General features: G+C 43.4%; 15 protein-coding genes and 1 other RNA gene. 8 read left to right on the forward strand and 8 right to left on the reverse strand.

Features of this window, described 5'->3' with window-relative positions; all coding sequences use genetic code 11:
• Positions 1-212 (forward strand): transketolase-like TK C-terminal-containing protein (locus ELZ11_RS00005; RefSeq protein WP_341867215.1); only part of this gene is annotated, 212 nt, incomplete at its 5' end.
• A 76-nt stretch (positions 213-288) separates the two neighbouring features.
• On the opposite strand, the gene ELZ11_RS00010 is transcribed toward ELZ11_RS00005, so the two are convergent.
• Positions 289-525 (reverse strand): hypothetical protein, encoded by a 237-nt coding sequence (locus tag ELZ11_RS00010; protein WP_137355335.1) that lies wholly within the window; start codon positions 523-525, stop codon positions 289-291.
• 204 nt (positions 526-729) lie between these two features.
• Here ELZ11_RS00010 and epd point away from each other — a divergent pair, with 204 nt between their 5' ends.
• The 4 genes from epd to mscS all read left to right on the forward strand — a co-directional run bounded on the left by epd (position 730) and on the right by mscS (position 5,514).
• Positions 730-1,764, forward strand: coding sequence for an erythrose-4-phosphate dehydrogenase (epd, locus tag ELZ11_RS00015; RefSeq protein ID WP_137356232.1), 1,035 nt, complete (start codon positions 730-732; stop codon positions 1,762-1,764).
• 154 nt (positions 1,765-1,918) lie between these two features.
• On the forward strand, positions 1,919-3,082 hold the full coding sequence (locus ELZ11_RS00020) for a phosphoglycerate kinase (RefSeq protein ID WP_137355336.1): 1,164 nt from the start codon (positions 1,919-1,921) through the stop codon (positions 3,080-3,082).
• Between the two features lie 156 nt (positions 3,083-3,238).
• The gene (gene fbaA / locus ELZ11_RS00025; protein ID WP_032549831.1) at positions 3,239-4,315 is read left to right on the forward strand and encodes a class II fructose-bisphosphate aldolase; all 1,077 of its coding nucleotides are present in this window, start codon (positions 3,239-3,241) and stop codon (positions 4,313-4,315) included.
• Between the two features lie 332 nt (positions 4,316-4,647).
• Entirely contained in the window at positions 4,648-5,514 is an 867-nt protein-coding gene (mscS, locus tag ELZ11_RS00030; RefSeq protein WP_137355337.1) for a small-conductance mechanosensitive channel MscS, read from the forward strand.
• A gap of 66 nt (positions 5,515-5,580) precedes the next feature.
• Here mscS and ELZ11_RS00035 read toward each other — a convergent pair whose 3' ends face one another.
• Entirely contained in the window at positions 5,581-6,072 is a 492-nt protein-coding gene (locus ELZ11_RS00035) for a YbaK/EbsC family protein (protein WP_137355338.1), read from the reverse strand.
• A 4-nt stretch (positions 6,073-6,076) separates the two neighbouring features.
• Positions 6,077-6,706, reverse strand: a complete 630-nt coding sequence (locus tag ELZ11_RS00040) for a LysE/ArgO family amino acid transporter (RefSeq protein WP_137355339.1) — start codon at positions 6,704-6,706, stop codon at positions 6,077-6,079.
• Positions 6,707-6,850: 144 nt separating this feature from the next.
• Between ELZ11_RS00040 and ELZ11_RS00045 the strand changes: the two genes are divergently transcribed.
• Both ELZ11_RS00045 and ELZ11_RS00050 read left to right on the forward strand, forming a co-directional pair.
• On the forward strand, positions 6,851-7,747 hold the full coding sequence (locus ELZ11_RS00045; RefSeq protein ID WP_137355340.1) for a LysR family transcriptional regulator ArgP: 897 nt from the start codon (positions 6,851-6,853) through the stop codon (positions 7,745-7,747).
• A gap of 108 nt (positions 7,748-7,855) precedes the next feature.
• On the forward strand, positions 7,856-8,551 hold the full coding sequence (locus ELZ11_RS00050) for an oxidative stress defense protein (protein WP_137355341.1): 696 nt from the start codon (positions 7,856-7,858) through the stop codon (positions 8,549-8,551).
• A gap of 77 nt (positions 8,552-8,628) precedes the next feature.
• Here the strand turns inward: ELZ11_RS00050 and serA are convergent, their stop codons facing one another.
• The 5 genes from serA to ELZ11_RS00075 form a co-directional block, all read right to left on the reverse strand.
• On the reverse strand, positions 8,629-9,858 hold the full coding sequence (gene serA, locus ELZ11_RS00055; RefSeq protein WP_137355342.1) for a phosphoglycerate dehydrogenase: 1,230 nt from the start codon (positions 9,856-9,858) through the stop codon (positions 8,629-8,631).
• Positions 9,859-10,107: 249 nt separating this feature from the next.
• Complete coding sequence (gene rpiA / locus ELZ11_RS00060) at positions 10,108-10,764, reverse strand: ribose-5-phosphate isomerase RpiA (RefSeq protein ID WP_137355343.1); 657 nt, start codon at positions 10,762-10,764, stop codon at positions 10,108-10,110.
• Positions 10,765-10,859: 95 nt separating this feature from the next.
• The gene (locus tag ELZ11_RS00065; protein ID WP_137355344.1) at positions 10,860-11,459 is read right to left on the reverse strand and encodes a 5-formyltetrahydrofolate cyclo-ligase; all 600 of its coding nucleotides are present in this window, start codon (positions 11,457-11,459) and stop codon (positions 10,860-10,862) included.
• Between the two features lie 5 nt (positions 11,460-11,464).
• A non-coding RNA gene (gene ssrS, locus ELZ11_RS00070) (6S RNA) lies at positions 11,465-11,649 on the reverse strand.
• Positions 11,650-11,659: 10 nt separating this feature from the next.
• The gene (locus ELZ11_RS00075; RefSeq protein ID WP_137355345.1) at positions 11,660-11,968 is read right to left on the reverse strand and encodes a cell division protein ZapA; all 309 of its coding nucleotides are present in this window, start codon (positions 11,966-11,968) and stop codon (positions 11,660-11,662) included.
• Between the two features lie 302 nt (positions 11,969-12,270).
• Here ELZ11_RS00075 and ELZ11_RS00080 point away from each other — a divergent pair, with 302 nt between their 5' ends.
• Positions 12,271-12,846, forward strand: coding sequence for a YecA/YgfB family protein (locus ELZ11_RS00080; RefSeq protein WP_137355346.1), 576 nt, complete (start codon positions 12,271-12,273; stop codon positions 12,844-12,846).
• The last annotated feature ends 4 nt before the right edge of the window (positions 12,847-12,850 follow it).

The raw sequence follows: 12,850 nt of genomic DNA on the forward strand, positions 1-12,850 counted from the left end.
AGTACCGTGAATCTGTACTTCCATCTGACGTAACCGCTCGTATCGCTGTAGAAGCTGGCATCGCTGACTTCTGGTACAAGTACGTTGGCTTCGGTGGCAAGATCATCGGTATGACAACATTCGGCGAGTCTGCACCTGCAGGTGAGCTATTCAAGATGTTTGGTTTCACTACTGAAAACGTAGTAAACACTGCAAAAGAACTGCTAGCTTAATCAATCGTCTAGTTCTTAAAGTAGAAAACCGAGCCTAAGGCTCGGTTTTTTTATAGGTAACAACAAAAACAGCAAGTTACTCAAACTCGTTGCCCCAATTGTCCAATTCTTTGGTGCCACATACCTTACATTTCACGTAACGATCCATGTTGTAGTAGTGACCACCGTTGATAATGGAGTTAGCAAACAGTTTAACTCGTCCTAACAGCGTTTTGTCTGTGTCATAGCTGCTTGTTTGGCGAACAAGAATTTCACTATGTGGTGTTTCTTTATTACATGTCTTACAAAAATGAGTCGCTGGAAATCCAGACATAACCTTTTCCTTTGGTTGAAAAACGATGGACAGAAACAGCCGCCGGATTTAGTTTTACTCATCCAACTAGATGTACACGAAAAGTCATCCATTCACCATATTTATAAATTATTTTTAGAGAGTCATATCACTCAATTAATGCGCTTTTGATTGGATTCGGGTAGTATCTGTTGCACGAAATTTTGGTTTAGAGCGATGGAATTAATGCTAAAAGTCGCAATTAATGGATTTGGAAGAATAGGGCGTAATGTTTTACGTGCTGTTTATGAAAGCGGTAAAAGCCAGCAAATTAAAGTTGTTGCGGTAAATGAACTAGCTCAACCTGATGCTATGGCGCATTTACTACAATATGACACCAGCCATGGTCGATTTGGTAAGAAGATTTCCAATGACCAAGAGCACATCTATGTGCACCATGACAGTGGTGAATTTGATTCTATTCGAATCCTCCATCTCGCAGAAATAAACCTATTGCCTTGGCGCGATCTAGACGTCGATATCGTACTGGATTGTACCGGTGTATACGGCTGCCGAGATGACGGTCTTGCTCATATAGAGGCAGGCGCTAAAAAGGTACTGTTTTCTCACCCTGGTGCCAATGACCTTGATAACACCATTATCTATGGCGTGAATGAAGATACGCTTACCGCTGACCAACGTATTGTCTCTAATGGTTCGTGTACAACGAACTGTATCGTGCCAATTATTAAAGTGCTGGATGACGCCTTTGGTATTGATTCTGGAACCATCACCACGATTCACTCATCGATGAATGACCAACAGGTCATCGACGCCTACCATTCTGATCTGCGTCGTACCCGTGCAGCAAGCCAATCCATTATTCCGGTTGATACCAAGCTTCATAAAGGTATCGAAAGGATCTTTCCGAAATTTTCCAACAAATTTGAAGCGATCTCTGTGCGAGTTCCGACAGTTAACGTTACTGCAATGGATTTAAGTGTCACAATTAATACAAATGTGAAAGTTAATGACGTAAATCAAACCATTGTTAACGCATCACAGTGTACATTACGTAACATAGTTGACTATACTGAAGCGCCGCTCGTTTCCATCGACTTTAATCATGATCCCCATAGCGCGATTGTCGATGGCTCACAGACCCGAGTAAGTAACGGGCATCTAGTAAAAATGCTAGTGTGGTGCGATAACGAATGGGGCTTTGCAAACCGAATGCTGGATACGGTTCTTGCGATGCAAGCGTCTGAATGCGAGAAGTAAAGCACAGAGCAAAATGACAGGGATTATTTATTTTTACCCTTGAAATAAATGCGTATAATCCCCATACAATAACCAGTTTGAAGAATTATTAGGCTTAGCAGGGTTGCTGAGTTTCCAAAAACTTTATTTAAAATTAAATTTGAGAGGACAAACCATGTCTGTAATCAAGATGACTGACCTGGAACTTGCAGGTAAACGCGTTTTCATCCGTGCTGACCTAAACGTACCAGTAAAAGACGGTAAAGTAACTTCAGATGCTCGTATCCTAGCATCTCTACCAACTATCAAGCGTTGCCTAGAAGCTGGCGCTAAAGTTATGGTTACTTCTCACCTAGGTCGTCCAACGGAAGGCGAATACAACGAAGAGTTCTCTCTAGCTCCTGTAGTGAACTACCTAAACGACGCACTAGACTGTGACGTTAAACTAGCAAAAGATTACCTAGATGGCCTAGAGCTAAACGCTGGTGAACTTGTAGTTCTAGAAAACGTTCGTTTTAACAAAGGCGAAAAGAAGAACGAAGAAGCACTTTCTAAGCAATACGCTGCACTATGTGACATCTTCGTAATGGACGCATTTGGTACGGCTCACCGTGCTCAAGCATCTACACACGGCGTAGGTACTTACGCTCCTGTTGCATGTGCTGGCCCTCTTCTTGCTGCCGAGCTTGAAGCGCTAGGTAAAGCGATGGACAACCCAGCTCGCCCACTAGTTGCTATCGTTGGTGGTTCTAAAGTTTCTACTAAACTAACAGTTCTTGAGTCGCTATCTAAAGTTGCTGACCAACTTGTTGTTGGTGGTGGTATCGCAAACACATTCATCGCAGCAGAAGGCCACAACGTAGGTAAGTCTCTATACGAAGCAGACCTAGTTGAAACTGCTCAAAAACTAATGAAAGAGTGTGCTATTCCAGTAGCGACTGACGTTGCATGTGCAAAAGCATTTGACGAGAACGCAGAAGCTGAAATCAAGCACGTTTCTGAAGTTGCAGACGACGACATGATCTTTGACCTAGGTCCAGAATCAACAGCGGCGCTAGCTGAAATCATCGGCAACGCGAAAACCATCCTTTGGAACGGCCCTGTAGGCGTATTCGAGTTCAAGAACTTCGAAGCGGGTACAGCAGGTATCTCTAAAGCAATCGCTGAGTCTGCAGGTTTCTCTGTAGCAGGTGGTGGTGACACGCTAGCGGCTATCGATAAGTTCGGTATCAAAGCTGACGTTTCTTACATCTCTACTGGCGGCGGCGCTTTCCTTGAGTTCGTTGAAGGCAAGGTACTTCCTGCAGTAGCAATGCTTGAAGAGCGTGCTAAAGCATAATTGATTTATAGAAGGCGGGACGTGACTCCCGCCTTTTAACGTTTGCGGCATATCACACTTTTTTGCTAGAATGGCACAAGTTGTGAGCAAACGATTGCAAACTTTTAAACTTAAGTTTTTTAATCTTAAAACGATAGAATAAATAGGACTATTTCCATGTCTAAGATCTTCGATTTTGTAAAACCTGGTGTGATTTCTGGCGATGACGTACAGAAAGTATTTGAAGTAGCAAAAGAAAATAAATTTGCTCTTCCAGCAGTAAACGTTGTTGGTACTGACTCTGTAAACGCAGTACTAGAAGCAGCTGCTAAAGTTAAGTCTCCAGTTGTTGTTCAGTTCTCTAACGGCGGTGCTGCATTCTTCGCAGGTAAAGGCGTTAAACTTGAAGGTCAAGGCGCACAAATCCTTGGTGCTGTAGCGGGTGCAAAATACGTACACGCTGTAGCTGAAGCTTACGGTGTTCCAGTTATCCTACATACTGACCACGCTGCTAAGAAACTTCTTCCATGGATCGACGGTCTACTAGACGCTGGTGAAGAGTTCTTCGCTCAAACTGGTAAGCCTCTATTCTCTTCTCACATGCTAGACCTTTCTGAAGAGTCTCTAGAAGAGAACATCGAAACATGTGCTAAGTACCTAGAGCGCATGGCTAAAATGAACATGACAATCGAAATCGAACTTGGTTGTACTGGTGGTGAAGAAGATGGCGTTGATAACTCTGATATGGACGCATCTGAGCTTTACACTTCTCCAGAAGACGTTGCTTACGCATACGAGAAACTAAGCGCTGTTAGCCCGCGTTTCACTATCGCTGCATCTTTCGGTAACGTACACGGTGTATACAAGCCAGGTAACGTTGTTCTAACTCCAACTATCCTACGTGATTCTCAAGCATACTGTGCAGAGAAGTTCGGTATTGCACCTAACGCTCTAAACTTCGTATTCCACGGTGGTTCTGGTTCTACTGAAGCAGAAATCCAAGAGTCTATCGGCTACGGTGTTATCAAAATGAACATCGATACTGATACTCAGTGGGCTACATGGGATGGTATCCGTGCATACGAAGCGGAAAACCGTGACTACCTACAAGGTCAAATCGGTAACCCAACTGGCGAAGATGCGCCAAACAAGAAGTACTACGATCCACGTGTATGGCTACGTGCTGGTCAAGCTTCTATGGTTACTCGTCTTGAGAAAGCATTCGCTGACCTTAACGCAGTTGACGTACTTTAATTCTATAGAATTTAAGTCACGAAAATTCGTTTAGATTTGAAAACCCGCTCATCGAGCGGGTTTTTTTTCGTCTGATAAAAAGTTGTTTAAGAATGGTAAAAACTCTGGCTTCTATTGATTAAATTACGTAATCTTTTGAAGACCGATATTGATAACAGTTAGTAACTTCTTGTTCTGTAACTCTTTACAGAAATATGACTTTGCAAGCCGTCAAAGATAGGATATCGTGCCAAAAAACTGACATACGTTCAGTTAATTTATAAGGGATTTGACAACAATTTGTTGTTAAAGGCAGTTAGGTTCATAGCTCATTATATTAGAGGATACACATTATGGCTGGTGGTTCGACGGATCTTGAAACTCCAATTGTAGATAGCCTTTCTCACGCAGAACAGTGGTTAGCCAATAACTCGGATCTTCTGGTCCAGTATGGCGTAAATATTATTTCAGCAATCATCATTCTGTTCATTGGTAACATAGTGGTGAAAGCCGTAGCAAATAGCGTGTCCAAAGTTCTTGAAAAGAAGAAGATGGATAAAGCGGTCATTGAATTTATTCATGGCTTAGTTCGCTACTTATTATTCGTTATTGTTTTAATTGCAGCGTTAGGCCGTATTGGCGTTCAAACTGCGTCAGTTGTTGCAGTAATTGGTGCAGCAGGTTTAGCGGTAGGTCTAGCACTTCAAGGTTCACTATCGAACTTTGCTGCTGGCGTATTAATCGTTGCGTTCCGCCCGTTTAAATCTGGCGATTACGTAGAAATCGGTGGGGTAGCGGGTTCGGTTGAATCGATTCAAATCTTCCAGACTATTCTAACAACACCAGACAACAAAATGGTTGTGGTTCCAAACGGAAGTGTCATCGGTAGTCCGATCACAAACTACTCTCGCCACGCCACTCGTCGTATCGACCATGTTATTGGTGTGTCTTATGGTGCTGACCTTAAGAAGACCAAAGAAGTTATTGCTAAAGTACTTGAGTCTGACGAGCGTATTCTGAAAGAGCCTGGCATTCAAATTGGTGTTGTAGCGTTGGCTGATTCATCTGTGAACTTTGTGGTTCGTCCATGGGTTAAGACTGCTGATTACTGGGATGTTTACTTTGACTCCCTACAAGGTATTAAAGAAGCGCTTGATGCTGAAGGTATCGAAATTCCATTCCCACAAATGGATGTACATTTAAATAAAGTAGACGTGTAATTAACGTAGTTTAGATATAAAAAGGGATAGCAAGCAGCTATCCCTTTTTTGATCCACTAGATTGATTTAACTTGCGGATAGAAGATGCACTTTGTTGTTTACTCTTTCCAACACCTCAGGGAGCTGATGGCCAGCAAAGCCTATGGTTAGTTCAGGGTGCCCAGGAGTATAAAGAAGTTCTTGGTGTTGGAAGAGCTCGCTATCCACAACCAGTTCCACGTGCTCTGGTAATGCAAAAGGGCAAACCGCCCCTGGCACGCAACCCAGCTGTTCTATCATTTCTTGGTCGCTGCAAATCGATACACGACGGCCAAGAAGCTTTTTCATTGCCTTGCTGTCTAATCGCTTATCTTTCTTTGTTAGATAGAGCGTGTAAACACCACTCTTAGATTTAAGAAATAAGCTTTTAGAGTGGGTTCCTGTCCAACCTAGCTCACTAGCTACGCGTTCATCGGTCGCAAAATCTAAAATAGGTTCATGTCGCCACTCTTGATAGCTGATATTGGCCGATTTTAATAACTCGATGTTACGTTGATAAATAGCGTCAAGTGTCGTCATGTTTTTACCAGTATTTTCCTATTAGTCCGTTGGCGAGCACTACGGCAATGCTGAACATCATAGTAGCAACCGCAATATCAATGCCTTTTTTAACTGTCGGCTTTGACAGAGTGGGCCCTAATTTAGCAGCCCCAAGCGATAAAGAGTAGAACCACACAAACGATGCCAATATGGTTCCGATCGCAAACGAGAGGCGATTATTACCTTCAAACTGCCCGCCAATCGAACCTAGAATCACGACGGTATCGAGATACAAATGAGGGTTGAGAACTGTTACCGCTAACGCGCCGAGCACCACGGTTCTTTTGCCTCTTGCGACTACCTCACCGGAAGACTCTTTATGCGCAGATGAGCTAAATGCGCTGCGAAGAGACAGAACTCCGTAGACAGTTAGGAACGCAATTCCCCCTAAAGTCACTGATGTCAGTAACACTTCATTTTGCGATAAAATAGCGCCGCCGCCAAAAATACCCAGAGAAATAAACAATGCATCCAATAAGCTACAAATGGTTGCCGTAGTTAAATGATGGTTACGCTTGATCCCTTGATTGAGCACATAGGCGTTTTGAGCACCAATCGGGATTATCATGCTTGCTCCCAATCCAAAACCTTGTAATAAAACCCAAAAACTCACGCTAACCTCGATATCAAATGAATACTAAATAATGGAATGAGAGGAAGGTATCGCAAGCCTTGAAATAAGTATAATTAATGATTTTAATGAAACATTAGACTTGCTAATGTGCTTTGGTCAATGGTCGTAATGTAGGGGGAAAGAGTGCGTGGTTTAGATTACAAATGGATTGAAGCATTAGATGCGGTCGTTAATCAGCGTAGTTTTGAACGTGCTGCTGAGCACCTCTATATTTCGCAATCGGCAGTCTCTCAACGCATTAAGCAGCTAGAAAAGTGGCTCGCTCAGCCTGCATTGGTTCGCGAAACACCTCCTCGGCCCACCGCGGTCGGTAAGAAGTTATTAGGCTTGTATCGCCGAGTACGCTTACTTGAAAATGAGTTAGTTCCAGAGTTCACGAATGAAGACAATTTACGGCCATTATCGGTGTCAATTGCAACCAATGCCGACAGTTTAGCAACATGGTTGTTACCTGCCATTTCACAAGTAATGAGCTCACGTAAAGTTGAATTGAACCTCGCTATTTACGGTGAAGCTCGCACGATTGAAAAAATTAAAAGTGGTGAAGTATCAGGGGCAATCAGCCTGGAGTCGCAGCCCATTCCTGGTTGCAGTGCCGATTATTTGGGGAGAATGGACTATGTTTGCGTCGCGAGTCCTGACTTCTATGCACGCTATTTTAATGAAGGAGTCAATTACCACTCTTTAACTAAAGCTCCGGCCGTGTCTTATGATCAATACGACGATCTGCATAAGAAATTTCTGCATGATCATTTTAATGTACCTAGGGATAGCGTGATCAACCATACCGTTGGGAGCTCTGAAGCGTTCGTGAAACTAGCGTTGTCTGGGGTCGCGTATTGTTTGATCCCTCGTTTGCAGATCGTAGAAGAATTAGCATCGGGAAGTTTGATCGATATTACTCCTGGTTTTCTACTTTCTTACCGTATTTATTGGCATCACTGGCAATTAGAAAGCGGTATCTTGAAGGAATTGTCGCAAGCGATCTTTCAATATGCACGTGAGGTTCTGCCGCAATAATACATTTTTTAACACAGTCAGACTTTTGTTAGATCTTCGGTTATGGGATTGGTTGAGGATAAATATCGCCTATGATGTAGTCACATTAGCTCAAACAAGGTTATTTACATGAAATTTGTACCTAGTGTGCTCATCGCACTTGTTAGTACCTTTAGTTTTAATGCATTCGCGGATGCGCCAAATTTTCCTCATATTTCAACCACTGGTTATGGTGAAGTTGTCGCGACTCCAGATATGGCGACATTTTCGGTGAAGGTCGTTGAATCAACGATGACAGCCGAGCAAGCGAAAGCCACCGTGGATAATGTTGTCAGCTCGTTTCTGACTAAGTTGAATTCCGCTGGCGTTGATTCTTCCAACATCAACAGCTCTAATTTGTATTTGGCACCCCAATATCACTACCCAAAGGCAGGCAAGCCTGAGCTAGTGGGTTATCGAGCATCACGCAATGTAACGGTGCAGGTTGATGACTTGAGCAAGCTTAATCAATATCTAGATGTGGCGCTGAGTGAAGGCATCAATCAAATTGAAAACATTCAGCTACAAGTGAAAGATCAAGCGAAGTATCAACAGCAAGCTCGTAGCGAAGCAATTAAAGATGCTAACCAAAAAGCAAAATCACTGGCGGAAGGCTTCGATCGTGAATTAGGCCAAGTGTGGCGAATTGATTATAACGTTCAATCTGTTCAGCCTGTTCTAATGCGTTCTATGGCGATGGATGCGAGAACAGAAGCAAGTACTTACCAAGATTCGACGATTCGAATTCGTGATCGTGTTGATGTGATCTATCAATTGGATAAGTAATCTAGAACGGCGATCAATATTTTTAGATAGAAAAAAGGCTCTCATTCGAGAGCCTTTTTTAATATAAACGTTTGTGCTTAGTGAAGTAGACGAGCACGAATTGTGCCTTCGATCTCTTTCAGCTTAAGTAATGCTTCTTCAGAACGATCCGCTTCAACATCAATAACGACATAACCCATTTCTGCTGCAGTTTGTAGGTACTGACCAGCGATGTTAATGCCTTCCTCAGCGAAGATAGTGTTAATCTGAGTCAAAATACCTGGGCGGTTTTCGTGAATGTGCAGTAGACGCGAAGTTCCTGTGTGTATAGGCAGTGATACCTCTGGGAAGTTAACACTTGATAGTGTTGAACCGTTGTCTGAGTACTTAGCGAGTTTACCCGCTACTTCTACACCGATGTTCTCTTGCGCTTCTTGAGTAGAACCACCGACGTGTGGTGTTAGGATCACGTTATCGAACTGCATCAATGGTGACTCAAAAGGGTCTGCATTGGTTTTTGGCTCTGTTGGGAATACATCAATCGCTGCGCCACCTAAGTGACCAGAATCGAGTGCACCACATAGAGCTGGAATATCTACCACAGTTCCGCGTGCTGCGTTGATAAAGATAGCGCCTGGCTTCATGCGATCGAACTCTTCTTTACCCATCATGTTCTTAGTTTCGTTGGTTTCAGGAACATGCAGAGAAATAACATCACACTTATTCAGAAGTTCAGTCATGGTATGAACTTGTGTCGCGTTGCCTAGCGACAGCTTGTTCTCTATGTCGTAGAAGTACACGCGCATACCTAAGTTTTCTGCAATGATACCCAGCTGAGTACCGATGTGACCGTAACCGATAATGCCTAAACGCTTACCACGCGCTTCGTAAGAGTTGTCTGCGCTCTTTTTCCAAATACCACGGTGCGCTAGAGCGTTTTTCTCAGGAATGCCGCGAAGTAGTAATAGAACTTGACCAAGCACTAGCTCAGCAACACTACGCGTATTTGAGAATGGTGCGTTAAACACTGGAATACCGCGCTTAGCTGCAGCATCAAGATCCACTTGGTTAGTACCAATACAGAAACAACCGATAGCAACGAGCTTTTCCGCTGCATTGATAACTTCTTGGGAAATGTTGGTACGAGAACGGATACCGATGAAGTGAACATCTTTCACTGCTTCTAGCAGTTCTTCTTCAGGTAATGAGCCTTTGTGGTACTCAATGTTGGTGTAGCCAGCTGCTTGCAATACTTCTACTGAAGAAGGGTGTAGTCCTTCAAGAAGTAATATTTTAATTTTTTCTTTTTCCAGTGAAACTTTGGCCATTATTCTCGTCCTTCAAAATGGAAAGGTGGGCAAATGCGGCGCACGTGCTACAAAATGACTAAAAAGGGGATAAATAGACCATTCTGTATAGAGACAAACGTTTTCCCTGTGCGTCTTCTGAACAATAAAGTAACAAAAAAAAAATGTTTTGGGTAAGAAAATTACGGAATAAGCCATAATTTTATACACCTTAAACAAAAAAAACGGCGCCCTTAGGCACCGCTTGTAATCAAATGACGAAAATAATCATTATTCTTCGATTTTTGCACCTTCAGGTGTGCCAGTAATAACAACATCAGCACCGCGGTGAGCAAACAAACCAACCGTTACAACACCAGCAATGCCGTTGATGATGTCTTCAAGCTGTTTAGGGTTTTCGATAGCCATGCCGTAAACATCTAAAATAACGTTGCCGTTATCGGTAATGCAACCTTCACGGTAAACTGGGTCGCCACCTAGTTTCACTAGCTCACGGCCTACGTATGAACGAGCCATTGGGATAACTTCAACCGGCAGTGGGAATTTACCCAGTACGTCGACTGCTTTAGTACCATCAACAATACATACAAACTTTTCAGAAATTGCCGCAACAATTTTTTCGCGAGTCAATGCTGCGCCACCGCCTTTGATCATGTCGCGAGAAGCATTAATTTCATCTGCGCCATCAACGTATACGTCGAGTTTTGCCACGTCATTACATTCAAAAACTTTAATCTCTAGCGCTTCTAGTTTTTCAGTAGAGGCTACAGAACTTGAAACCGCACCTTTGATTTTGTCTTTCATAGTGCCTAGCGCGTCGATGAAGTGATTCACGGTAGAGCCAGTACCAACACCAACAATGCTGCCTTCTTCAACATATTGAAGTGCTGCCCAACCAGCTGCTTTTTTCATTTCATCTTGAGTCATGCCAATCTCCTGAATAAGATAGTGCGTTTTGAATAAATCGTACGTATGGAAGTGTTAACGTCAGAGGTTAACGTTTGCGGGCGGATTATAGCGCTTTACTTAACGATTTCCCATTGCCAAGTCTTACTTGGTGTCACGATTTTTGGGAGAGGCACATCCCAGCTTTCGGTCGGCAGTTTGTCTACTTGTTGGCAGTCGTGTGCGATACCCATTGGGGTTGCGCCTTTACCGGTTTCAAACCACTTGGCTAGAGTCCTGTCATAGTAGCCGCCACCCATACCTAAACGGTGTCCTTGAGAATCAAATCCCACGAGCGGGGTACAAATGACATCAAGCTCTCGTACGGGTTTCACTAAGGTTTGGTTGAGTCTAGGCTCAACGATGCCATATTTGTTATGTGTCAGCTCGGTACCAGAGTGGTAATGAAGAAACAGCAGGTGCCCTGAAGAGAAAGGGTGTAATACAGGCAGGTACGTTTGTTTACCTTGAGCCCATAACCATTTAATCAGTGGAGTAGTATCGAGTTCACCGTCTGCAGAAATGTATAACGCAATATGTTGGGCAGTGAGTATTTCTGGCTGCACCGAAAATTGCGTGACGAGATCTATGCTGGCCTGGAGTTGTTGTTCACTGGAGAGTGCGTTGCGTGTTTGACGGATTTGCTTGCGAAAGTCGCTGCGTGAGAGCGTATTCATAGAAGGGATACCCCAAAGTGCCGTTGAGAATAGATGGCCCTTGAACCAGCGAGTTCAAGGCGGATCAGCAATGATTACCGTAGGCTTCTCGGTACAAGCCGAGCATGCTCAATAGCACTCAAGTACTAACCCTTAGGGATTGCTTATCGGCTCGGGGACGTGAATCCTCTGACAAACACTCCAGGGTAAAATTGTGTACGCTATTGCTGTCCTTGCTTGACCTTACTAAGCACATCTTCAAGAGATAGTGTGAGCTGTTCCATTCGCTCGGTCAGGGCGTCTTGTTGGTGATTGGCTTCCAATTGCTTGGTTTGCAATTCATAACATACGTTCAAAGCAGCAATCGTTAATAGCTTAACTTCATTAGTTACCTTAGTACGTTCAGCCATCTCTTTCAATCGATTATCTAGATCGGCTGCCGCTGCAATTAACGACTCTTCTTGGCCCGGGGGACAATTAACTCGAGTCTGTTTTCCTAAAATTTCAACGTCTACCGCTTGATTACTCATGATGAATGAACTCTTTAACGCGCTACCTAAGGTTGTTGCTCTTTGCTTTTTTCAAAGGAAAAACAGGGCAATCACCGAGGAGGAAACTACCTTCCTCTGGGAAAGGAACTATAGGTAAAGCGCTATTAAGATTCAAGCTTTTCAGAGTGACTGTTTGTAAATGAGAGCTTGAGCACACAGTAATTCAGCAATTTGAACAAATGCTGCCCACAATCCCAAGAATTGTACCGTTGAGTAGGTTACGTGAATATAGGTGAAATGATACGATTATAATTATTGAAAAAACTTTAGTGAGTTATCTGATGAGCGAAACAACGTTACCCGATTACCTGACCACAGCCACCGAGCTGCAAGCTGCAAGTTTGGCTGTTAACCCTGCTGAAATGCACGGCTTGTTAACTGGCATGTTGAGTGGTGGTTTAAGCTTAACGGATAAGAGCTGGCAGCCACTTATTTTTGATTACACCAATGAAGGTATGGGTTGGCCTGACCGCGCTTTAGCACTTGCTGAATCGGCTTTAAAAGTGACCACTACGGAGATCACAGGATCTGGTATGGAGCTCTCTTTACTGCTTCCTGATGAAGATGCAAGTGCTAGCGTTTTTGACCTAGCCGATGGCGTTTCTGATTGGATTAATCACTTTATTTCAGGTCTAGGTTTAGTTGGCGCACAGCTAAATAAAGCGTCGGATGAAACAAAAGAAGCTTTGGCTGATCTAGAAGAAATGGCAAAGCTAGGTATTGATGAAGATGATGACCTAGATGAACAAGCTCAATTGCTTGAGCATGTCATTGAGCACGTGAAAGCTTGTGCATTGACTATTCATGCCGAATTTGGCGCGCGTCCAAGCGAAGAATCTGCACCAACGATTCACTAAGTTG

Source organism: Vibrio profundi (assembly GCF_005281835.1).
GTDB classification, from domain to species: Bacteria; Pseudomonadota; Gammaproteobacteria; order Enterobacterales; family Vibrionaceae; genus Vibrio; species Vibrio profundi.

Excerpts from the sequence above, each read along its gene's own strand:
- fbaA (WP_032549831.1), top strand. The coding sequence starts at position 3,239 with ATGTCTAAGATCTTCGATTTTGTAAAACCTGGTGTGATTTCTGGCGAT.
- serA (WP_137355342.1), bottom strand. The coding sequence starts at position 9,858 with ATGGCCAAAGTTTCACTGGAAAAAGAAAAAATTAAAATATTACTTCTT.
- mscS (WP_137355337.1), top strand. The coding sequence starts at position 4,648 with ATGGCTGGTGGTTCGACGGATCTTGAAACTCCAATTGTAGATAGCCTT.
- ELZ11_RS00080 (WP_137355346.1), top strand. The coding sequence starts at position 12,271 with ATGAGCGAAACAACGTTACCCGATTACCTGACCACAGCCACCGAGCTG.
- epd (WP_137356232.1), top strand. The coding sequence starts at position 730 with ATGCTAAAAGTCGCAATTAATGGATTTGGAAGAATAGGGCGTAATGTT.
- rpiA (WP_137355343.1), bottom strand. The coding sequence starts at position 10,764 with ATGACTCAAGATGAAATGAAAAAAGCAGCTGGTTGGGCAGCACTTCAA.
- ELZ11_RS00010 (WP_137355335.1), bottom strand. The coding sequence starts at position 525 with ATGTCTGGATTTCCAGCGACTCATTTTTGTAAGACATGTAATAAAGAA.
- ELZ11_RS00075 (WP_137355345.1), bottom strand. The coding sequence starts at position 11,968 with ATGAGTAATCAAGCGGTAGACGTTGAAATTTTAGGAAAACAGACTCGA.
- ELZ11_RS00050 (WP_137355341.1), top strand. The coding sequence starts at position 7,856 with ATGAAATTTGTACCTAGTGTGCTCATCGCACTTGTTAGTACCTTTAGT.
- ELZ11_RS00035 (WP_137355338.1), bottom strand. The coding sequence starts at position 6,072 with ATGACGACACTTGACGCTATTTATCAACGTAACATCGAGTTATTAAAA.
- ELZ11_RS00065 (WP_137355344.1), bottom strand. The coding sequence starts at position 11,459 with ATGAATACGCTCTCACGCAGCGACTTTCGCAAGCAAATCCGTCAAACA.
- ELZ11_RS00020 (WP_137355336.1), top strand. The coding sequence starts at position 1,919 with ATGTCTGTAATCAAGATGACTGACCTGGAACTTGCAGGTAAACGCGTT.